This window comes from Paraburkholderia sp. BR10936, from assembly GCF_040965735.1.
GTDB classification, from domain to species: domain Bacteria; phylum Pseudomonadota; class Gammaproteobacteria; order Burkholderiales; family Burkholderiaceae; genus Paraburkholderia; species Paraburkholderia nodosa_A.
The window spans coordinates 680,915-701,482 of sequence record NZ_JBFRCM010000001.1; the positions used below are offsets into that span (position 1 = coordinate 680,915).

Here is a 20,568-nt window from a genome sequence, read left to right on the forward strand (position 1 = left end):
CGTTGTTACATCTCGCTACGACTGCTTCGACTACTGTTTACTACTGATGCTGCGGTCCTCGCATGATGCGAGCGGCCTTGCACCGCACGCATCATGCGCAGCCAGCTTTACTGGCAAGCCTCGCACTCTTCGAAGCCGGGGTCGCCCGGACGCATCATGCACACCGGACCATCGGCTTCCGGCGCCGCCTCAACCGCGGCTTGCGGTGCGGCCTGCATCGTGGTCGACCCTGCTGCACCGCCGAATGCGCCGCCCGTTGCACCGCCGAACGCGCCGCCTGCATTGCCGCCGCCCTCGCCGCCCGTCGGCACGGCGTTGAGCGCGCCGTGCGCAACCGTCGACTTCTCGACGTGCGTCGCCCCCATCGTGCGCAGGTAGTACGTGGTCTTCAGACCGCGCACCCATGCGAGCTTGTAGATCTCATCGAGCTTCTTGCCCGATGCGCCCGCCATGAAGATGTTCAGCGACTGCGCCTGGTCGATCCACTTCTGACGACGCGATGCGGCTTCGACGAGCCACGTCGGGTCGACTTCGAACGCCGTTGCATACACAGCGCGTAGATCGGCCGGCACGCGGTCGATGCGCGAGAGCATGCCGTCGAAGTACTTCAGGTCGGCGACCATGACTTCGTCCCACAGGCCGCGCGCCTTCAGGTCGCGCACCAGGTAGTCGTTCACCACCGTGAATTCGCCCGAGAGGTTCGACTTCACATAGAGGTTCTGGAACGTCGGCTCGATGCAAGGCGACACGCCGATGATGTTCGAGATGGTCGCGGTCGGGGCGATCGCGATGCAGTTCGAATTGCGCATGCCGTGCGTCGCGATGCGCTCGCGCAGCGACGTCCAGTCCATCGATTCGCTCGAGTCGACTTCGACGTAGCCGCCGCGTGCTTCGGCGAGCAGCTTGAGCGTGTCCTGCGGGAGGATGCCGCGATCCCACAGCGAGCCGCGGTAGGTCGAGTAGCGGCCGCGCTCGGCTGCCAGCTCCGTCGACGCCCAGTACGCGTAGTAGCAGACGGCTTCCATCGAGCGGTCGGCGAACTCCACGGCTTCCTGCGAAGCAAACGGCGTGCGCAGAACGTGCAGGCAGTCCTGGAAGCCCATGATGCCCATGCCCACCGGACGGTGCTTCAGGTTCGAGTTGCGTGCCTTCGACACCGCGTAGTAGTTGATGTCGATGACGTTATCGAGCATGCGCATCGCCACGCTGATGGTGCGCTTGAGCTTGTCGTGGTCGAGCGCGAACGTGCCGTCGGCCTGTTCCACCATGTGCGCGACGAGGTTCACCGAGCCCAGGTTACACACGGCGATTTCGCTGTCGCTGGTGTTCAGCGTGATTTCCGTGCACAGGTTCGACGAGTGGACGACGCCCACGTGCTGCTGCGGCGAACGGATGTTGCACGGATCCTTGAACGTGATCCACGGGTGACCCGTTTCGAACAGCATGCCGAGCATCTTGCGCCACAGTTGCGCGGCCGGCAGCTTCTTGAACAGCTTGATCTCGCCGCGCGCGACCTTTTCTTCGTAAGCCGTGTAAGCCTGTTCGAACTCGGCGCCGAACTTGTCGTGCAGATCCGGGCAGGTCGAGGGCGAGAAGAGCGTCCAGTCGCCGCCTTCCATCACGCGCTTCATGAACAGGTCGGGAATCCAGTTCGCCGTGTTCATGTCGTGGGTGCGGCGGCGGTCGTCGCCCGTGTTCTTGCGCAGCTCGAGGAATTCTTCGATGTCGAGGTGCCACGATTCCAGGTAGGCGCACACCGCGCCCTTGCGCTTGCCGCCCTGGTTCACGGCGACAGCCGTGTCGTTCACGACCTTCAGGAACGGCACGACGCCTTGCGACTTGCCGTTGGTGCCCTTGATGTGCGAGCCGAGCGCGCGCACGCGCGTCCAGTCGTTGCCCAGACCGCCGGCAAACTTCGAGAGCAGCGCGTTGTCCTTGAGCGCTTCGTAGATGCCGTCGAGGTCGTCGGCAACCGTCGTGAGGTAGCACGACGAGAGCTGCGAGCGATGCGTGCCCGAGTTGAACAGCGTGGGCGTGGACGACATGAAGTCGAACGACGAGAGCACGTTGTAGAACTCGATCGCGCGCGCTTCGCGGTCGATCTCGTTGAGCGAGAGGCCCATCGCGACGCGCATGAAGAATGCCTGGGGCATTTCGATGCGCGTGCCGCCGACGTGCAGGAAGTAGCGGTCGTACAGCGTCTGCAGACCGAGGTAGCCGAACTGCAGGTCGCGGCTCGCGTCGAGCGCGTTGCCGAGACGCTTGAGGTCGAACTGCTGGAGCTTGTCGTCGAGCAGGCCCGCTTCCACGCCGCGCTTGATGAACTGCGGGAAGTAGTCGGCGTAACGCACGGCCATTTCGGCTTGCGTCACTTCCTCTTCGAGAATTTCGCGACGGATCGTGTGCAGCAGGATGCGCGAGGTCACCTGGCTATACGCCGGGTCCTTTTCGATCATCGTGCGCGCAGCGAGGATGGCCGAGTCGTAGACCTGGCTCATCGGCACGCCGTCGTACAGATTCTTGACCGTCTCCGCGACGATCGGGTCGGCGTTGACCGCGTCGCCGAGACCGTCGCACGACGAGTCGATCAGCGCGCGCAGCGCCTGCATGTCGAGCGGGCGCGTCACGCCGTTGTCCGTGACGTTGATGCCGGGCGCTGCGCTCGCTGCCGTTTCCGGCGCGTTGGCGCGCTCCTGGTTGCGCTTCTCGCGATACAGCACGTAGGCGCGCGCGACGTTGTGCTCGCCGCCGCGCATCAGCGCGAGTTCGACCTGATCCTGGATGTCTTCGATGTGGAACGTGCCGCCGTTCGGACGGCTGCGCACGAGTGCGCGCACGACGTTCTGCGTGAGCTGTTCGACGAGCTCGCGAATGCGCGCAGACGCCGCGCCCTGGCCGCCGTTCACGGCGAGGAAGGCCTTCGTCATCGCGATCGCGACTTTCGAAGGTTCGAACGACACCACGCTACCGTTGCGGCGAATCACCTTGTGGTCGGCGAACTGCTGCGCGCTCGTCTGGCCGTCTTGCGGTTGGCCACCCAGCGTGTGCGCGGCGGGCGCGCCTTCATACCGGGTCGAGACGTTATCGGTCGTTTGCATGTGCAAAGCTCCTGGGTCCTGGAAAGGTGCGAAGAGAGTTCGCGGATTAAGACGGACGCCGACGTCGTGCCCCCGTGTGCACGCTCGATCGGGCAGAGAAAAAAGTCCAGCCTGGCGAGGCTGCCGGATGCGACAAGGCAGATGAATCACGGACTGCTTCGGTCTTCATCGTGGATGTCGCGATCATTGGCTGTACCTTCTCTCTCGATTACAGCCGGTGCGCCGGTTCTCTCGGCCGGCGGCACCGTACAAAGTTTCTGTTTTTTCTATGCCGGTAACGCGCGCGGCGCCTTGCGAGTGAAGCGGGGCGCCGCGGTACAACACAACATATGGTGTGAAGCCTTGTTTCGGGTACCAAGTATAGTGGAAGAAACAGTACGATCAAATGGCTTTTTTTGCTGGTCCTATCTTGACAAGACCACAAGCCAAGCGGCGCGGGGCCTGGCGGCGAATGCCCCTTCGAGTGGTCTGCGAGGCGCGCGCGAAGACCCTGCGTTTGCGCGCAAAAGGTGCTTATTTCTTGTGCAGCTTGAGAGGGTTCAGCAGGCGATCGAACGTGTCACGACGCCGCGTCCTGCGCGCCGTGCCCCTGGATATAGGGGAAGCTGGCATCGGCGAGCTGCGTATCGTGTTTGAGGCGCGCCCAGTCGAAGTGCGGGCCGGGATCGGTCTTGCGCCCGGGCGCGATGTCCGAATGGCCCGCCAGCGCCTCGATCGGATAGTGCGCGACGAGCGCCTTCACGAGCGCCGCGAGCGTCGCGTATTGCGGCGCCTCGAAGGCCGTCGTGTCGCTGCCTTCCAGTTCGATGCCGATGGCGAAATCGTTACAGCGCTCGCGCCCGAAGAAGCTCGACGCGCCCGCGTGCCACGCGCGCTCGTCACACGAGACGAACTGCTCGAGCGTGCCATCGCGATGAATGACGAAGTGCGCCGAGACGCGCACGCCGCGCAGGTTGGCGTCGAAGTACGGATGCGCGTCGCAGTCGAGGCGGTTGAGGAAGAGATCGGCGATCTCGGGGCCGCCGAAGACGTTGGGCGGCAGGCTGATGTTGTGGACGACGATGAGCGTCGGCACGGCGCCTGGCGGGCGGGCCTCGAAGTTGGGCGAAGGCAGTTGGCGTGCGCCGGGCACCCAGCCCTGCGCATCGACTGCGTACGCGCGCGATCCTGGCAGTCCTGGCGATCCAGCAGCGCTCATCGTGCGGGGCGATCCTGGGCCGTGGTGCGCGCGTCCCAGGCACGCGCGTGCTCGGAACTGCAGAACGAGCGCGCGCCGACACTCACCGATTCACTGCGCGGCGCATGCACGCCACACTCGGCGCAGCGCACCATCGGCTCGGGCAGCGCAGCCTTGCCGCTCGTGCTCGCGCCGCCAGTGGCGCTTTGCGCGGCGCCCTGTCCCGGCTGCGCGCCCTGTCCCGGTTGCGCACCGGCGCGCGTCTGCGTCTGCGCACGGCGCAGCGCCTTGACGAACCACTGTCCGACCACGAACAGCAGGACGAGGAGAAGAATCTGTCTCATCGGAACACGCGACTCACACGACTCAAACCACAGGGCGGTGCAGCAGCACCTCGAAGACGAAACGGCTGCCCACATAAGCGAGCAGCAAGGCGATGAACGATGCGATCACCCAGCGCAGCGCAGCGCGGCCGCGCCAGCCGGAAATCTTGCGCGCGGTGAGCAACGCACCGAACATCAGCCACGAGAGAATCGCGAAGACGGTCTTGTGATCGAGCGAAAGCGGCCGGTCGATCAACTGCTCGCTGAACACGATGCCCGAGACGAGCGTGGCCGTGAGCAGCACGAAGCCCGCGCCGATCAGGCGGAACAGCAGCTTTTCCATCGTGAGGAGCGGCGGCAGCGTCTCGATCCAGTTCGAGAGCCAGCCACCGCCGCGATTGCCCGCGTTGCGCTGGAAGCCGGCGCCCTTGAGCGCATGCAGCCGGCGCTCGACGGCGAGCATCAGCACCGCATGCAGCGCGGCGATCGCAAAGAGCCCGTAGGCGATGTTCGCGATGACGAAGTGCAGCTTGAACATCGGCGCGGCCGCGTAGGGCAGCACGCGCACGCCGCCGAACACGAGCGGCAGGATCGACGCGACGGCCGCCAACGGCAGCAGCAGGAGGCGCAGGCCGTCGAGCGCAAAGAAAAAGCTCTCGATCCAGTAGATGCCCGCGCCGAGCCAGAACATGGCCGACAACGCGAAGGCGAAGCCGAACACCATTTCGTTGGCGGGGAAGATCGTCATGTGCAGGAGCACGCCGTGCGCGGCGAGCGCGGCGAACAGCAGCGCGCGCGAAAGCGGGCCGAAGGTCCGCGCGCGCAGGGTGTCGCCGCCCGCGCCGAGCGTCACCGGAACGGGAGGCACGCTGCCGAGCAGCGGCGCGGTGCCCGCGCGGCGCAGCGCGCGCCAGTCGGCGGCGCACAATCCGCCGTACAGGAGCACGGTGAGGGCATACAGTACAATATCCATGTTCGAAGTTTACTATAGGCCCCCTGGCCGCGCGCTCCCCTAACGATTCGGCGACGAAACGCGGCGCATTCCCGTTTTGCGCGCGCGGGCCGGGCCGCACTGCTCACCGCCTCCCCATGCTCGACAATCTCACTCAACGGATGGCGCGCGTCGTCAAGACGCTGCGCGGCGAAGCCCGGCTGACCGAAGCCAATACGCAGGAAATGCTGCGCGAGGTGCGTCTCGCCCTGCTCGAAGCGGACGTGGCGCTGCCCGTCGTGCGCGAATTCATCGCCAAGGTGAAGGAGAAGGCGCTCGGCGAAGAAGTGATCTCCAGCCTCTCGCCGGGCCAGGCGCTCGTCGGCGTGGTGCAGCGCGAGCTGACCGCCGTGATCGGCGGCGACTACGAAGGCCGTGCCGCCGAACTCGATCTCGCCGTCACGCCGCCTGCCGTCATCCTCATGGCGGGTCTGCAGGGCGCCGGTAAGACCACCACCACCGGCAAGCTCGCCAAGCTCCTGCGCGAGAAGTACAAGAAGAAGGTCCTCACCGTTTCGTGCGACGTCTACCGCCCTGCCGCTATCGCGCAGTTGAAGACGGTGACGGAACAGGTCGGCGCCGACTTCTTCCCCTCGCAGCCGGACCAGAAGCCCGTCGAGATCGCCGCCGCCGCGGTCGACTGGGCCAAGCGCCACTATCACGACGTGCTGCTCGTCGACACGGCCGGCCGCCTCGGTATCGACGAGGCGATGATGAACGAGATCACCGCGCTGCACGCCTCGCTCAAGCCCGCCGAAACACTGTTCGTGGTCGACGCCATGCTCGGTCAGGACGCGGTCAACACCGCGAAGGCGTTCAACGACGCCCTGCCGCTCACCGGCGTCGTGCTCACCAAGCTCGACGGCGACTCGCGCGGCGGCGCGGCGCTCTCCGTGCGCCACATCACGGGCAAGCCGATCAAGTTCGTCGGCGTCGCGGAAAAGCTCGATGGCCTCGAGGTGTTCCACCCGGACCGCATGGCGAACCGTATTCTCGGCATGGGCGACATTCTCGCGCTCGTCGAGGAAGCGCAGCGCGGCGTGGACGTCCAGGCCGCGCAAAAGCTCGCCGACAAGGTCAAGAAAGGCGGCGACTTCGACCTCAACGACTTCCGCGCGCAGCTCTCGCAGATGAAGAGCATGGGCGGCCTGTCGTCGCTCATGGACAAGCTGCCCGCGCAGTTCCAGCAGGCCGCCTCGGGCGCCAACATGGGCCAGGCCGAGAAGCAGATGCGCCGCATGGAAGGCATCATCAACTCGATGACGCCCGCCGAACGCGCCAAGCCCGAGCTCATCAAGGCCACGCGCAAGCGCCGCATTGCGGCGGGCGCGGGCGTGCAGGTTCAGGAAGTGAACCGCATGCTCAACCAGTACGAGCAGATGCGCACCATGATGAAGAAGCTCAAGGGCGGCAATCTGCAAAAGATGATGCGCGGCATGAAGGGCATGATGCCCGGCATGCGCTGATCTTGCGGGCCGCGCGGCGCACATCGCGCGCACGGCGGCCCCATTCGACGCGGCGCGCGACGGACCGAATGCGCGGGTTTATGCTGTAGCGCGCGCCGCCGTTATTTTCCACACTTCAATAGCTACAGCTACCTTCCCGCCAGAGTCATGAATCGCGAAGAAGCCCTGCACATTTTCCGCCACTCCGAAGAGATCGTTTCGGAGGGCGACGTCAATGCGTCGATCGGCCGGATGGCCGAAGCCATCCGCGCCGAAATCAGCGAGGACTTCCCGCTCGTGCTGTCGGTGATGGGCGGCGCCGCCGTGTTCACCGGCATGCTGCTGCCGCACCTCGACTTCCCGCTCGAGTTCGACTACATCCACCTCACGCGCTACCGCAACGCGATCAAGGGCAGCGCCGAGATGCAGTGGCGCGTGGCGCCGCGCGAGTCGGTGAAGGACCGTGTGGTGCTCGTGCTCGACGACATCCTCGACGAAGGCGAGACCATGGCCGCGATTCGCGACCGCATCATGGACATGGGCGCGAAGCGTTTCCTTTCGGCCGTGCTGTGCGAGAAGACGCTCACGAAGGCCAAGCCGCTGCATCCCGACTACTGCGGTTTTTCGGTGCCGGACCGCTACGTGTTCGGCTGCGGCATGGACGCCAAGGGTTACTGGCGTAATCTGCCGACTATCCGTGCGCTGACCGAAGGCGCGTGAAGCGCGCATTGACTGTCTGACGCACCATGAAAAAAGCAGCCCGCGGGCTGCTTTTTTGTTGCCTGCGACGCGCGCTGCACGCGGCGTCAGAGGTGATGCACGAAGGTCGCGATGCCCGCGAGGATCATCTCCACCGATATCGCCACGAGCACGAGGCCCATCAGCCGCTCGAAGGCCGTCACTACGCGCTCGCCGAGCCACTGCTGGATGCGCTCCGCCATCACCAGCACGACCGCGCAGATCACCATCGTCACGACGAGCGCGGTCATCCATTCGTAGAGTTTGCCCGGCGCCTGAGAGGTGAGCAGCATGACCGTGGCAAGCGCCGAAGGCCCGGCCAGCGCAGGAATGGCGAGCGGCACGATGAGCGGCTCGCCGCCCTTGTCGCCGCTGCCGAACGGGCCGCCCGGATGCGGAAAGATCATGCGCAGCGCGATGAGGAACAGCACGATGCCGCCGCCGATGCGCAGCGAGGTATCGGTGAGCCCCATCATGCGCAGGAAGCTGTTGCCGGCGACCATGAAGATCAGCAGGATCACGAACGCAATCGCGACCTCGCGCAGGATCACGATGGCGCGGCGCTGCTTGGCAACGCCGCGCAGGCAACTGATGAAGAGCGGAATATTCCCGAGCGGGTCGGTGATGAGGAGCAGCAGGACCGTAGCGGACAAAAAACTGTACTCCACGCTCGCAGCGCTCCTTTAACCGGGATGGATCGTCGTTAAACCGCGAGTGCCGCGCGGATCTTCTGCGCCACCGTCTGCGCGGCCTCATCGGCCGCGAGCAGCGTCGCTTCGGTATCGCGGCGGCCCTGGTACTCGATCTTGCCGTCCTTCAGGCCCCGCTCGCCGATCACGAGACGATGCGGCACGCCGATCAGCTCCCAGTCGGCGAACATCACGCCCGGGCGCTCGCCGCGGTCGTCGAGAATCACGTCGACGCCCGCTTCGAGCAGTTCGTTGTAGACGCGCTCGGCGTGCTCGCGCACGAGCTCGCTGCGGTCCATGCCCATCGGGCACACGACGACCTGGAACGGCGCGATCGACTCAGGCCAGATGATGCCCTTCTCGTCGAAGTTCTGCTCGATGGCTGCACCGAGGATACGCGTGACGCCAATGCCGTAGCAGCCCATCTGCATCGGCGCAGGCTTGCCGTTCTCGGCGAGGAACGTGGCGTTCATCGCTTCCGAGTACTTCGTGCCGAGCTGGAACACGTGGCCCACTTCGATGCCGCGGCAGATGTCGATCACACCCTTGCCGTCCGGCGAGGGGTCGCCCTTCTTCACGTTGCGGATGTCGGCAACGACCGGCTCCGGCAGATCGCGGCCCCAGTTCACGCCCGTGGTGTGGAAATCGACTTCGTTCGTGCCCACGACGAAATCGCTCATGTTCGCGACCGTGCGATCGGCGATCACCTTGACCGGCTTCTTCGTGCCCAGCGGACCGAGGTAGCCGGGCGGCGTGCCGAACCACTCGACGATTTCCGCTTCGGTCGCGAAGCGGAAGCCGCTCAGGCCTTCGAGCTTGCCGACCTTGATCTCGTTCAGATCGTGGTCGCCGCGCAGCATCAGCAGCCAGATCGTGGGCTCGGCGCCTTCGTTGTCCGTCGCGAGGATGATCGACTTGATCGTGCTTTCGAGCGGGATGCCGAGAAGTTCAGCCACAGCCTCGCATTTCGCCGCGCCCGGCGTGGGCGTCTTCGTGAGCGCTTGCGTGGGGGCGCCGCGCTGCGCGATGAGCGGCAACGCTTCGGCGGCTTCGACGTTGGCCGCGAAGTCCGAGGTCGGGCAGTAGGCGATGTCGTCCTCGCCCGTTTCCGCGATCACGTGGAATTCGTGCGAGCCGCTGCCGCCGATCGAGCCGTTGTCGGCCGCGACTGCGCGGAACTGCAGGCCGAGACGCGTGAAGATGCGCACGTAGGCGTCGTACATTTTCTGGTACGAGAGCTTGAGACCTTCGACGTCCTTATCGAACGAATACGCGTCCTTCATGATGAATTCGCGCCCGCGCATCACGCCGAAACGGGGACGGATTTCGTCGCGGAACTTCGTCTGCACCTGGTAGAAGTTCACCGGCAGCTGGCGATAGCTCTTGATCTGGCCGCGCGCGATGTCGGTGACGACCTCTTCGTGCGTCGGGCCCATCACGAAGTCGCTCTGCTTGCGATCCTTGAAGCGCAGCAGTTCCGGCCCGTATTGTTCCCAGCGACCCGACTCCTGCCACAGCTCGGCCGGCTGCACGGCCGGCATGAGCAGCTCGATGGCGCCGGCGCGGTTCATTTCTTCGCGCACGATCTGCTCGACCTTGCGGATCGAACGCAGACCGATCGGCAGATAGTTGTAAATGCCGCCAGCGATGCGACGGATCATGCCCGCGCGAACCATCAGCTTGTGGCTAACGATTTCCGCGTCAGCGGGCGCTTCCTTCAGGGTGCCGATAAAGAAACGGGAGGCTTTCATTCAAATTATCCAAAAGCGGCGGCCCGGTGCAGACCGCCCGAAGAAGTGACCAACGGAGGAGTTCACGAACCCGCCATTATGACAATGTGCCGCATGCGGCGCCGATGACGCGGGCCAGATGCCAGACCGATCGCGCCCCGAGACCGTTTTGCGCGGCCGCGGCCATTCGCTCGCTTTTCGGACGGCGGGTCACGGACGGCGGGTGCGTGAGGGCCGTTATCTGTTTATAATCAAAGCAATTTTAAAGGATTCGAAGGTGGTTGTATGCTGGATCGTGAGGGGTTTCGCCCGAACGTCGGCATCATCCTCTTGAACGCGCGAAACGAGGTGTTTTGGGGCAAGCGGGTTCGCGAACATTCCTGGCAGTTTCCGCAAGGGGGCATCAAGTATGGTGAAACCCCCATGCAGGCAATGTTTCGGGAGTTGCACGAAGAAACCGGTTTGCATCCGGAGCACGTCAAGATCGTCGGTCGCACACGCGACTGGTTGCGTTATGAGGTGCCGGACAAGTTCATCAAGCGCGAAGTGCGCGGCCATTATCGCGGCCAGAAACAGATCTGGTTTCTGCTGCGGATGGTCGGGCGCGACTGCGATATCTGCCTGCGGGCAACGGAGCATCCTGAGTTCGACGCGTGGCGCTGGAATGAATACTGGGTGCCGCTCGAAGCGGTCATCGAGTTCAAGCGTGACGTCTATCAACTCGCGCTGACCGAACTCTCGCGCTTCCTGCGCCGGCCCGCGCCGCGTCAGGAGCGTCTGGGCGTGCAGGCTCACGAGGTGCGCTACCCGCGCATCGTGACGTCGGCGCACGCAGACGCGGTGCACGCCGAGCCGTATGAGGCCATGCCGGAAGGCGTAGCCGCACGGACAGCGCGCACGCCGATCGAAAGCGATTGCGAGTCGGCGCAGAGTATCATCGAGCCTGCGCAGGACGAGCAGGATCAAGGGGCTTGAGCCAACGCAAAGAACGCCCGAACCGGCGGGGTCCGGCGCATCACGCGCCGGGCCCCGCCGGTTCGCATTCGCGGCGCAGTTCGTTCGTAACTGACGCCCGTGCTTCGAGGAAAACCAATTTGAAACGATTTGCTCTTGCTGCGGCATGCGCCGCAGGCGGTGTGCTGCTTGTGTCAGGACTGGCCGCGTGCTCCAGTTCCGGTCCCACGAACAAGGACGACAGCGCGTTCGTCTACCTTCTGGACCGCAAGGGCGAATGGCAGGAGAACAAGCTCGAAGGCTTGCCGCCGCTGCCGCAGGCCGGCGCGACGCTGCTGCCGTTCGACGTCTCGAACAACTCGCCGCTCAAGTTCGCCATCGACCCCGCATCGCTCACGGTCGGCACGGATGGCGTCGTGCGCTACACCATCGTCATCTCGAGCCCGAGCGGCGCGCGTAACGTGAACTACGAAGGGATTCGTTGCGACACCTACGAGTGGCGCCTCTACGCGAGCCTCGACGCCGATCACAACGGCTGGGACCAGACCGTCGCGAACAACTGGTCGCGCATCGAGAACGGCACGCTCAATGCGTACCAGTCGAGGCTCTATCAGGACTACTTCTGCGCCAACAAGATGCCGATCGCGAAGGCGTCGACCCTTATCGAGAACCTGCGCTACGGCCGCACGCAGTCGACGCTGGTGCGTTAAGCCGCGCCACGCCATGCTGCGAAGGGCATGAAAAAAGCCGCTGCGGCCTTTGGCCACAGCGGCTTTTTGACTTTTGGCGCTGCGCGGCTGCGCGGGAACGCTCGTCAAACCAGCACGAGATTGTCGCGGTGAATCAGTTCCGGCTCGAGCATATAGCCAAGGATGCCCTCGATCTCGCCGCTCGGATGACGCTGGATCAGCTTGGTTTCCGCGCTGCTGTAGTTGGTGAGTCCGCGCGCCACTTCCACGCCCGCGCCGTTCAGGCAAGCGATCACTTCACCTCGCGCGAACGCACCCTGCACGCCGGTCACGCCGATGGGCAGCAGGCTCTTGCCATCCGCCGTGAGCTTCTGCACCGCACCGTCGTCGATCACGACGTGGCCGCGCACCTGCAGATGGTCGGCCATCCACTGCTTGCGCGCCGCCATGCGCGCCGTACGCGCGATGAGCTGCGTGCCGATCGCCTCGCCCGCAGCCAGACGCACGAGCACTTGCGCTTCGCGCCCGCTTGCGATCACCGTATTCGCGCCGCTATTCGCGGCGCGCTTGGCCGCGAGGATCTTGGTGAGCATGCCGCCGCGGCCGATGCTCGATCCCGCGCCGCCCGCCATTGCCTCAAGCTCCGGCTTGCCTGCATCGGCTTCCTGCACGAGCGTCGCGCCCGGGTCCTTGCGCGGATCGGCCGTATAAAGGCCGCTCTGGTCGGTGAGGATGATGAGCGCGTCGCCTTCGATCAGGTTCGCGACGAGCGCGCCGAGCGTGTCGTTGTCGCCGAACTTGATTTCGTCGGTGACCACGGTGTCGTTCTCGTTGATGATCGGCACGACGCCCAGGCGCAGCAGCGTGAGCAACGTCGAGCGCGCATTGAGATAGCGTTCGCGGTCCGCCAGATCCGCATGCGTGAGCAGGATCTGCGCAGTGCGGATATCGTGCTCGGCAAAGCGGCTCTCGTAGACCTGCGCGAGCCCCATCTGCCCGACTGCCGCGGCAGCCTGAAGCTCGTCGATTTCGCGCGGCCGCTTCGTCCAGCCGAGCCGTTGCATGCCTTCCGCGATCGCGCCCGAACTCACGAGCACGACTTCCTTACCCTGCGCACGCAGCGCCGCAATCTGCTCGGCCCAGCGGCCGATTGCCGCATGATCGAGCCCGCGGCCGTCGTTGGTGACGAGGCTCGAACCGACTTTCACTACCAGACGCCGCGAATCGGCGATGACGGAACGCATGCTGCGCGGTCTCCCAAATGACTGATGACGCGTGAAGATTCCTTGGCGCGACCGGCGCGGCTCGCGCACCGGCCGGTGCGGCGAATTACTCCTGCGGCTGCTGCGCGTTCCCGCCCTGCCCCTCGCGGAAGCGCACGTCCGAGGCGAGGTCTTCGGCTTCGGCCGCACGGCGCGCGTCCGAGTGCGAGGAGACGTAGTCGTACACCGCGTAACACAGGTTTTCGCAGCCCTGCCCCGTGAGCGCGGAAATCTCGAACACGGGACCGTCCCACTCGAAGCGCTTCACGAAGTCGGCAATACGCTCGGCGCGCTCCTCCTCCGGCACCATGTCGAGCTTGTTCAGCACGAGCCAGCGCGGCTTGTCGTAGAGCGTCTCATCGTACTTGCGCAGCTCGCCGACGATCGCTTTTGCCTCCGCAACCGGATCGACGCTTTCATCGAACGGCGCGAGGTCGACCAGATGCAGCAGCAGGTTCGTGCGCTGCAGATGTCGCAGGAACTGGTGGCCGAGGCCCGCGCCTTCGGCGGCGCCTTCGATCAGGCCCGGAATATCGGCGATCACGAAGCTCTTGCTCGGCCCCACGCGCACCACGCCCAGATTCGGCGCAAGCGTCGTGAACGGGTAGTCGGCGATCTTGGGCTTCGCATTCGACACCGAGGCGATGAACGTGGACTTGCCCGCGTTCGGCATGCCGAGCAGGCCGACGTCGGCCAGCACCTTCAGTTCCAGCTTGAGCATGCGGCGCTCGCCGGGCTTGCCGTCGGTCTTCTGACGCGGCGCGCGGTTCGTGGACGACTTGAAATGCAGGTTGCCGAGGCCACCTGCGCCGCCCTTCGCGACCATCACCTGCTGCTCGTGCTCGGTCAGGTCGGCGATCAGCTCGCCCGTGTCCTGGTCGGTGATGACCGTGCCCACCGGCATACGCAGCGTGATGTCGTCGCCGCCCTTGCCGTAGCAGTCGGAGCCGCGGCCGTTCTCGCCGTTGCGCGCCTGGTGCTTCTTCGTGTAGCGGTAGTCGATGAGGGTGTTGATGTTGCGGTCGCCGACAGCGTAGACGCTGCCGCCGCGCCCGCCGTCACCGCCGTCCGGCCCGCCGAACGGGACGAACTTCTCGCGTCGCATCGACGCGCTGCCATCGCCCCCATCGCCGGCGATGACTTCGATCTTCGCTTCGTCAATGAACTTCATGAGTTACTCCGTCCCGTGGATATCGATATTTTGCCCGCCATGGCCAAAAGTGGCCAACAACGCACCGCAAGTCAAACGCAAGCCCGTTACGACCCCGAAAGACTGCGGATAAATAAAAAGGCCCCGCAAACTTCGCGGGGCCTTCCTTGCGTCGCGTGCAGCCCGCTCGCGAGCGGTCTAAAGCTTGAAAGCTTAGGCCGCTGCCGGGACGACGTTGACCAGTTGCTTGTTGGCTGCGCCCTTGATCGTGAACGCGACGTGGCCGTCGACCAGCGCGTAGAGCGTGTGGTCCTTGCCGATGCCGACGTTCAGGCCGGGGTGCATGCGCGTGCCGCGCTGGCGAACGATGATGCCGCCTGCGAGGATCGCCTGGCCGCCGTACACCTTCACGCCAAGTCGTTTCGACTCTGAGTCGCGGCCGTTACGTGACGACCCGCCTGCCTTTTTGTGTGCCATTTGTTTGCTCCTTTACCTGCGTGCGCTTACGCGTTGATCGCGTCGATGCGCAGTTCGGTGTAGTTCTGGCGGTGGCCGCCATGCTTCTGGTAGTGCTTCCGGCGACGCATCTTGAAGATGGTCACTTTGGCGTGTCGGCCTTGCGACACAACGGTGGCCTTGACGGAAGCCCCACTGACCAGCGGCGTACCGAACTTAATCGATTCGCCTTCGCCCACTGCGAGAACCTGGTCGAGCGTGATTTCTGCGTCAATGTCAGCCGGTATCTGTTCTACTTTAAGTTTTTCGCCAACGGCAACTTTGTACTGCTTGCCGCCGGTTTTTATGACCGCGTACATTGAGAACCTCACTCTGAGTAATCTTTTCAGGCACACTGCGCGCCCGAAACCTTAGATTATACATAGAGTTAGCTGCGCGGTCAAAAGACATGCAAGTCCGTTGCGCGACTGCTAGCGAGGGGTTGGGGGCCCGTCAGACAGGCTCCAAGGCTATCCGCACGGCATAGCGCCAGCATCCATGCGGCCGCCCGGGCCGCGTGAAAATAGAGGGAGCCATCGGCAGGGCGGCAGCGGAGCGTCCGGCATGCAGTCGATTCGCCTTATAATCCGCGGCACTACCCCTATTTGCCATCATGTCGTCCACCGCCACTCCATCCCCCAGCGCAGCCACCCTGCTTGCCCCCATCGCCAGTGACATGGAGCAGGTGAATCGTGTCATCCGGCAGAGCCTGGCGTCCGAGGTGATGCTGATCAACCAGATCTCCGAGTACATCATCGGCGCGGGCGGCAAGCGGCTGCGCCCGGCGCTCCTGCTGATGGTGGCCGGCGCGCTCGGCGACCACGGCACGGAGCGCCATGTGCTCGCGGCGGTCGTCGAGTTCATTCACACGGCGACCCTCCTGCACGACGACGTCGTCGACGAATCGGACCTGCGGCGCGGCCGCCAGACGGCCAACGCGCTGTTCGGCAACGCCGCCAGCGTGCTGGTGGGCGATTACCTGTATTCGCGCTCGTTCGAGATGATGGTGGGCGTCGGCAAGATGCGCGTGATGGAAATCCTCTCCGCCGCCACGACGATCATCTCCGAGGGCGAAGTCCTGCAGCTGCTGAACATGCACGACGCCGACGTGGACACCGACCGCTACATGCAGGTGATCCGCTACAAGACCGCCAAGCTTTTCGAAGCCGCGGCGCAGCTCGGCGCGGTGCTTTCGGGAGCGGATGCGCGCACCGAGGAAGCGGCCGCCGAATACGGGCGGCGCATCGGCACGGCATTCCAGATCATGGACGACTGGCTCGACTACACGGGCACGCCTGAATCGATGGGCAAGAACGCGGGCGACGACCTGCGCGAAGGCAAGCCCACTCTGCCGCTCATCTGGCTGATCGAGCACGGCACGGCCGCGGAAGCCGCGCTTGCACGCGAAGCGATCGAGCAAGGCGGCACGACGCGCTTCGACGAAATCTTCGCGGCAATCACGCGCTCGGGCGCGCTCGAGCACACGCTGCAATGCGCGCGCACCGAGGCCCAGGCCGCCGCCGACGCGATTTCAGCGTTCCCCCCTTCCATTTACAAAGATAGCCTGCTAGAATTATGTTCTTACTCAACGACGCGCCAGTCTTGAAACAGGCGAAGCGAGTTGTGGAGTCCAGCAGTCAATTCGGGGTGTAGCTTAGCCTGGTAGAGCGCTACGTTCGGGACGTAGAGGCCGGAGGTTCGAATCCTCTCACCCCGACCAGAATTCGAGAAAAACCGCGCATGCATTGCGCGGTTTTTTTTCGCCTGTATCTCCCGCACTTCCATCCTGTCCGGCAACTCGCGGCGCGTAACCGGCAACCGCCTTGTCCGTTCGGCCAACCGCCCTGGAACTGCGGTACCCCTCTGTTATAGTTTCCCCATCCGCCCCCCTCATTGTCTCGACGCGTGGACCACCTTCCCTTATGGGCGCAGATATGCGCCGTCTTCGTCCTGCTCATCTGCTCCAGTTTCTTCTCCATCTCCGAAACGGCGATGATGGCGCTCAATCGCCATCGGCTCAAATACCTCGCCAATCACGGCACGCTCGGCGCGAAGACCACCCAGAAGCTGCTCGCGCGCACCGACCTGCTGCTTTCGGTGATCCTGATCGGCAACAATCTCTTCAACACCATCATCCCGGTCCTCACGACCTCGATCGCGCTCCATACGTTCGGCCGCAATAACCTCGTGCTCTCGATCGCGACGGGCATCGTCGCGTTCCTCATCATCGTGTTCGCGGAAATCACGCCGAAGATTGTGGGCGCAACGTTTCCGGAAAAAATCGCGCTGCCCGCGAGCCTCCTGATCGCGCCGCTCATGCGTGTGACGAAGCCACTCATCTGGTTCGTCAACATGTTTGCGAACACCATCCTGCGCATCCTGCACATCAATACGCACAAGGCGCATGACCAGCGGCTTTCCACCGAGGAGTTGCGCACCATCGTGCTCGAGTCGGGCAGCTTCATGCCGACCAAGCACCGCAGCATCCTGCTCAACCTGTTCGACCTGGAGAACATCACCGTCGACGACGTGATGATTCCGCGCCGGCGCATCGAGGCGCTCGACTACGACGCCCCGCTCGAAGACATCCTGCATCAGCTCGAGACCTGCTATCACAACAAGCTGATCGTCTATCAAGGCGACATCGACCGGGTGCTCGGCGTGCTGCATGTGCGCAAGACGTTGGCCGCGCTGCACAACCAGGAATTCGAGCGCGAGACGCTGCGCGAACTGCTCGCCGAGCCGTACTTCGTGCCCACGGGCACGCCCGGATTCCAGCAACTTCAGTACTTCCAGGAAAGCCGCCATCGCATCGCGCTCGTCGTGAACGAGTACGGTGAGATGGAAGGACTCGTGACACCCGAAGACATCATCGAGGAGCTGATCGGCGAATTCACCACCTCGATGCCGCGCAGCGGCACCGGACGCGGCGGCTGGAACGACGAAGGCGAATGTATCGTGCCGGGCAGCATGCCTTTGCGCGAACTCAATCGCTGGCTTCATATCAAGCTGCCCACGGATGGGCCCAAGACGCTCAACGGCCTGATCCTCGAAGTGCTCGAAGAGATTCCCGAAGGCGACGTGTGCCTGCAGATCGGCGACGTGAAGCTCGAAGTGCTACGCAGCGACGACCAGGCCGTACGCACGGTCAAGCTCTTCAAACCCGGCGCCAAGCCGCGCCAGGGCACGCTGCAAAAGGCGAAGAAGCTGCTGCCGGGACGTTAGCCGTTCGGCCGGGTGGCGGCGCAGTGCGCCTCGCGCCATGATGAAGGCGTCATCTGTTCGAGGCGGCTTCGCGCCGGCATGCCGATGCTTTCTACTCCTTATCGTGCGCGCCCTTTCGCCGCCGCGGTTGCCGAAGGCGGTACGGGTGGTGGCTCGACGGCGCGCACATCTGCGCCTGTCTCTGTACCGCAGCTAGACGACGCACCCGCCGTTCGGCTGCTCTCCGAAACGCTGCGCGAAGCCGCGCGGCGCAACGCCTCCGATCTGCACATCGAGCCGATGGAACACGGCTGGCGCGTGCGTCTGCGCATCGACGGCGTACTGCACGAAATGGCGCGGCCGCCCGCGCATCTGCGCGATGCGTTCGTCACGCGCATCAAGGTGCTCGCCCGCATGGACATCGCCGAACGACGCATTCCGCAGGACGGCAGGCTGCGGCTCGCACTCTCGGGGGCGTCGCAAGCCGCCGAGGACTATCGCGTGAATTCGCTGCCCACACTTCATGGCGAAAAGCTCGTCTTGCGCAGGCTCGAAGCGCTTCCCGCCGAACTGTCGCTAGCCGAACTCGGGCTCGATGAAGCGCAACAGCACGCCGTAGCCGAAGCGATCGGCGCGCCGCATGGTCTTGTCCTCGTCACGGGCCCTACCGGCAGCGGCAAGACGCTCTCGCTCTACTGTTTCCTGCAAAGGCTCAACGGCACGGCACACAATCTCTGCTCGGTGGAAGATCCCGCCGAAATCCAGCTTGCGGGCATCAATCAGGTCAACGTGCGCGAGAAGGCCGGGCTCACCTTTGCGGTGGCACTGCGTGCGCTGCTGCGCCAGGATCCCGACGTCATCATGATCGGCGAGATTCGCGACGAAGAAACCGCCAGCGTGGCCGTCAAGGCCGCGCAGACCGGCCACCTCGTCCTCTCGACCGTGCACACGAACGACGCCAGCGCGGCTTGCGCACGGCTCGTCGACATCGGCGTAGAGCCGTACAACCTGGCAGGCTCGCTGCGGCTCGTCACGGCGCAACGCCTCGTGCGGCGGCTATGTCAGCAATGCCGCGTGCGCGGCGAGGCTTCGCCGGCGGCGCTCGTCGCGGCAGGCCTGACCACGCACGGCGGTAACATGATGCAGCCTTATGTCGCGCGCGGCTGCGAGGCTTGCCACGGCATCGGCTATCGCGGCCGCGTGGGAATCCACGAGGTCTTGCCGATCTCGGAAACCATACGCGACCTGATCGTCACAAGGCGCGGCGCGCACGAAATCGCTCGGGAAGCACGCAGAAGCGGTGTCGCAACCTTGCGCGACGCGGCGCTCGCGCGCGTGCGCGACGGCACCACGAGCCTCGCCGAAGCGCTTGTCGCAACGGATGCGCCATGAGCGCCGCGCACGCCCCTCAAGGCCCATCCGAGTGGCGCTTCGCGTGGCGCGGTCTCGATGCATCGGGCGCGACGAGGCGTGGCACGCTGATCGCGCTCGACGCCGCGGCGGTGCGCGACGCACTCAAGCGCGAGCGCATCACTGTGCTCGCCATCGAGCGCAGGTCGAGCGCGGGCGCGCCTAAAGCACGCCACGCGGACGTCACGTGCTTTACACGCCAGCTAGCGAGCCTCCTGCGCGCCGGCCTGCCACTTGCGAACGCGCTCGAACTGCTCGCGCTCTCGCCCGGGCCAAACGGCATGCCACGCATTGCCGCGGCGCTCGCGCGCGACATCGCCGGCGGACTGCGCTTCGCCGACTCACTCGCGCAACATCCGGCGCGTTTCAACGCGCTGTATTGCCAGCTCGTTGCCGTAGGCGAAGCCTCGGGAGCGCTCGCCGCCGTACTTGCCCGCCTCGCCGACGACCGCGAGCGTGCCGCTGCGCAGCGCGCCAAAGTGCGCGCCGCGCTCACCTACCCCGTCGCGGTGCTGTTGCTCGCGCTTGTCATTACCGCGGCGTTGCTGGTCTGGGTCGTACCCACGTTCAAGCAGATCTTCGACGGCTTCGGCGCCGCACTGCCCGCGCCCACGCAAATCGTGCTGATGCTGTCGGCGGGCGCCGCGCGCTGGAGCGTGCCGGCCGCCGTAGCTGCAGCCACCGGCGCGCTCGCCATGCAAGCGGCCTTGCGCCGCTCGGAAACCGCGCGCATCGCTTTCGGACGCACGCTGCTGAAGCTCCCGCTTTGCGGCACGCTGCTCACAACGCTGTGCGCCGCCCGCTGGAGCCGCGCGCTCGGCACGCTCCTCGCCGCCGGCACGCCACTCGCCGACGCCTTCGATTCGCTCGCGCACGCAAGCGGCAACGCATTCTTCGATCGCGCGAGCGCAGGTATCAGCGAGCGCCTGCGGCACGGCGAGCGGCTCGCCGCAGCCATGCGCGCGGCGGGATGCTTTCCGGCCGATGTGGTTCAGCCCGTTGCGGTTGCGGAAGAATCGGGCGCGCTCGACGCGATGTTGCTCGATGTGGCCTCGCTCGCCGACCGTCAGGTCGACGAAAAGATCGCGCTCGTCTCGAGCCTGTGCGAGCCGCTCGTGATCGTCGTGCTTGGTGCGCTGGTCGGCGGCCTCGTCGTCGCGATGTATCTTCCCATCATTCAACTGGGCAACGTGGTGTAGCATCGCTGCCAGAT

18 protein-coding genes and 1 tRNA gene are annotated in these 20,568 nt (G+C 64.9%); 9 read left to right on the forward strand and 10 right to left on the reverse strand.

What is annotated here, in order from left to right:
- Window positions 1-107 precede the first annotated feature (107 nt).
- The 4 genes from AB4Y36_RS03185 to AB4Y36_RS03200 all read right to left on the reverse strand — a co-directional run bounded on the left by AB4Y36_RS03185 (window position 108) and on the right by AB4Y36_RS03200 (window position 5,571).
- Window positions 108-3,098: a ribonucleoside-diphosphate reductase subunit alpha gene (locus tag AB4Y36_RS03185; RefSeq protein ID WP_342948391.1), complete on the reverse strand. Its 2,991-nt coding sequence runs from the start codon at window positions 3,096-3,098 to the stop codon at window positions 108-110.
- Window positions 3,099-3,657: 559 nt separating this feature from the next.
- On the reverse strand, window positions 3,658-4,296 hold the full coding sequence (gene ampD, locus AB4Y36_RS03190) for a 1,6-anhydro-N-acetylmuramyl-L-alanine amidase AmpD (RefSeq protein WP_342948390.1): 639 nt from the start codon (window positions 4,294-4,296) through the stop codon (window positions 3,658-3,660).
- Window positions 4,293-4,619, reverse strand: a complete 327-nt coding sequence (locus AB4Y36_RS03195) for a PP0621 family protein (RefSeq protein WP_368615873.1) — start codon at window positions 4,617-4,619, stop codon at window positions 4,293-4,295. Before AB4Y36_RS03195 ends, ampD begins: the two co-directional genes overlap by 4 nt.
- A 22-nt stretch (window positions 4,620-4,641) precedes the next feature.
- Window positions 4,642-5,571: an inner membrane protein YpjD gene (locus tag AB4Y36_RS03200; protein ID WP_368682263.1), complete on the reverse strand. Its 930-nt coding sequence runs from the start codon at window positions 5,569-5,571 to the stop codon at window positions 4,642-4,644.
- A gap of 116 nt (window positions 5,572-5,687) precedes the next feature.
- Here AB4Y36_RS03200 and ffh point away from each other — a divergent pair, with 116 nt between their 5' ends.
- Both ffh and AB4Y36_RS03210 read left to right on the forward strand, forming a co-directional pair.
- Window positions 5,688-7,055: a signal recognition particle protein gene (ffh, locus tag AB4Y36_RS03205; protein ID WP_069268510.1), complete on the forward strand. Its 1,368-nt coding sequence runs from the start codon at window positions 5,688-5,690 to the stop codon at window positions 7,053-7,055.
- A gap of 147 nt (window positions 7,056-7,202) precedes the next feature.
- A complete protein-coding gene (locus AB4Y36_RS03210) occupies window positions 7,203-7,754 on the forward strand; it encodes a hypoxanthine-guanine phosphoribosyltransferase (RefSeq protein WP_028207817.1) in 552 nt (183 codons plus the stop codon).
- A gap of 86 nt (window positions 7,755-7,840) precedes the next feature.
- Here AB4Y36_RS03210 and AB4Y36_RS03215 read toward each other — a convergent pair whose 3' ends face one another.
- Complete coding sequence (locus tag AB4Y36_RS03215) at window positions 7,841-8,440, reverse strand: MarC family protein (RefSeq protein ID WP_368682264.1); 600 nt, start codon at window positions 8,438-8,440, stop codon at window positions 7,841-7,843.
- 35 nt (window positions 8,441-8,475) lie between these two features.
- Entirely contained in the window at window positions 8,476-10,212 is a 1,737-nt protein-coding gene (locus AB4Y36_RS03220; protein ID WP_342948387.1) for a proline--tRNA ligase, read from the reverse strand.
- Window positions 10,213-10,476: 264 nt separating this feature from the next.
- Between AB4Y36_RS03220 and AB4Y36_RS03225 the strand changes: the two genes are divergently transcribed.
- Together AB4Y36_RS03225 and AB4Y36_RS03230 are read left to right on the forward strand one after the other, a co-directional pair.
- Entirely contained in the window at window positions 10,477-11,166 is a 690-nt protein-coding gene (locus AB4Y36_RS03225) for an RNA pyrophosphohydrolase (protein ID WP_069268507.1), read from the forward strand.
- Between the two features lie 119 nt (window positions 11,167-11,285).
- Complete coding sequence (locus AB4Y36_RS03230) at window positions 11,286-11,855, forward strand: CNP1-like family protein (protein WP_342948386.1); 570 nt, start codon at window positions 11,286-11,288, stop codon at window positions 11,853-11,855.
- 104 nt (window positions 11,856-11,959) lie between these two features.
- On the opposite strand, the gene proB is transcribed toward AB4Y36_RS03230, so the two are convergent.
- The 4 genes from proB to rplU all read right to left on the reverse strand — a co-directional run bounded on the left by proB (window position 11,960) and on the right by rplU (window position 15,061).
- Window positions 11,960-13,078, reverse strand: a complete 1,119-nt coding sequence (gene proB, locus AB4Y36_RS03235) for a glutamate 5-kinase (protein WP_368682265.1) — start codon at window positions 13,076-13,078, stop codon at window positions 11,960-11,962.
- An 85-nt stretch (window positions 13,079-13,163) separates the two neighbouring features.
- Window positions 13,164-14,267: an Obg family GTPase CgtA gene (gene cgtA, locus AB4Y36_RS03240; RefSeq protein ID WP_069268504.1), complete on the reverse strand. Its 1,104-nt coding sequence runs from the start codon at window positions 14,265-14,267 to the stop codon at window positions 13,164-13,166.
- A gap of 192 nt (window positions 14,268-14,459) precedes the next feature.
- A complete protein-coding gene (gene rpmA / locus AB4Y36_RS03245; RefSeq protein WP_028207811.1) occupies window positions 14,460-14,723 on the reverse strand; it encodes a 50S ribosomal protein L27 in 264 nt (87 codons plus the stop codon).
- A gap of 26 nt (window positions 14,724-14,749) precedes the next feature.
- Window positions 14,750-15,061, reverse strand: coding sequence for a 50S ribosomal protein L21 (gene rplU / locus AB4Y36_RS03250; protein ID WP_007180329.1), 312 nt, complete (start codon window positions 15,059-15,061; stop codon window positions 14,750-14,752).
- Window positions 15,062-15,354: 293 nt separating this feature from the next.
- On the opposite strand from rplU, the gene AB4Y36_RS03255 reads away from it, so the two are divergent.
- From AB4Y36_RS03255 to AB4Y36_RS03275, 5 genes are all read left to right on the forward strand, one after another.
- Window positions 15,355-16,347: a polyprenyl synthetase family protein gene (locus AB4Y36_RS03255; RefSeq protein WP_069268503.1), complete on the forward strand. Its 993-nt coding sequence runs from the start codon at window positions 15,355-15,357 to the stop codon at window positions 16,345-16,347.
- A gap of 37 nt (window positions 16,348-16,384) precedes the next feature.
- Window positions 16,385-16,461, forward strand: a tRNA-Pro gene (locus AB4Y36_RS03260).
- Between the two features lie 185 nt (window positions 16,462-16,646).
- Window positions 16,647-17,966: an HlyC/CorC family transporter gene (locus AB4Y36_RS03265; RefSeq protein ID WP_083245610.1), complete on the forward strand. Its 1,320-nt coding sequence runs from the start codon at window positions 16,647-16,649 to the stop codon at window positions 17,964-17,966.
- A gap of 84 nt (window positions 17,967-18,050) precedes the next feature.
- Complete coding sequence (locus tag AB4Y36_RS03270; RefSeq protein WP_368682266.1) at window positions 18,051-19,337, forward strand: GspE/PulE family protein; 1,287 nt, start codon at window positions 18,051-18,053, stop codon at window positions 19,335-19,337.
- On the forward strand, window positions 19,334-20,554 hold the full coding sequence (locus tag AB4Y36_RS03275) for a type II secretion system F family protein (protein WP_368605974.1): 1,221 nt from the start codon (window positions 19,334-19,336) through the stop codon (window positions 20,552-20,554). The genes AB4Y36_RS03270 and AB4Y36_RS03275 overlap by 4 nt, the downstream gene beginning before the upstream one ends.
- Window positions 20,555-20,568: the final 14 nt, after the last annotated feature.

Bases quoted from the DNA above. Each gene is read 5' to 3' on its own strand.
- AB4Y36_RS03185 (WP_342948391.1), bottom strand. From the start codon at position 3,098: ATGCAAACGACCGATAACGTCTCGACCCGGTATGAAGGCGCGCCCGCC.
- ampD (WP_342948390.1), bottom strand. From the start codon at position 4,296: ATGAGCGCTGCTGGATCGCCAGGACTGCCAGGATCGCGCGCGTACGCA.
- AB4Y36_RS03195 (WP_368615873.1), bottom strand. From the start codon at position 4,619: ATGAGACAGATTCTTCTCCTCGTCCTGCTGTTCGTGGTCGGACAGTGG.
- AB4Y36_RS03200 (WP_368682263.1), bottom strand. From the start codon at position 5,571: ATGGATATTGTACTGTATGCCCTCACCGTGCTCCTGTACGGCGGATTG.
- ffh (WP_069268510.1), top strand. From the start codon at position 5,688: ATGCTCGACAATCTCACTCAACGGATGGCGCGCGTCGTCAAGACGCTG.
- AB4Y36_RS03210 (WP_028207817.1), top strand. From the start codon at position 7,203: ATGAATCGCGAAGAAGCCCTGCACATTTTCCGCCACTCCGAAGAGATC.
- AB4Y36_RS03220 (WP_342948387.1), bottom strand. From the start codon at position 10,212: ATGAAAGCCTCCCGTTTCTTTATCGGCACCCTGAAGGAAGCGCCCGCT.
- AB4Y36_RS03225 (WP_069268507.1), top strand. From the start codon at position 10,477: ATGCTGGATCGTGAGGGGTTTCGCCCGAACGTCGGCATCATCCTCTTG.
- proB (WP_368682265.1), bottom strand. From the start codon at position 13,078: ATGCGTTCCGTCATCGCCGATTCGCGGCGTCTGGTAGTGAAAGTCGGT.
- cgtA (WP_069268504.1), bottom strand. From the start codon at position 14,267: ATGAAGTTCATTGACGAAGCGAAGATCGAAGTCATCGCCGGCGATGGG.
- rpmA (WP_028207811.1), bottom strand. From the start codon at position 14,723: ATGGCACACAAAAAGGCAGGCGGGTCGTCACGTAACGGCCGCGACTCA.
- rplU (WP_007180329.1), bottom strand. From the start codon at position 15,061: ATGTACGCGGTCATAAAAACCGGCGGCAAGCAGTACAAAGTTGCCGTT.
- AB4Y36_RS03255 (WP_069268503.1), top strand. From the start codon at position 15,355: ATGTCGTCCACCGCCACTCCATCCCCCAGCGCAGCCACCCTGCTTGCC.
- AB4Y36_RS03270 (WP_368682266.1), top strand. From the start codon at position 18,051: ATGCTTTCTACTCCTTATCGTGCGCGCCCTTTCGCCGCCGCGGTTGCC.
- AB4Y36_RS03275 (WP_368605974.1), top strand. From the start codon at position 19,334: ATGAGCGCCGCGCACGCCCCTCAAGGCCCATCCGAGTGGCGCTTCGCG.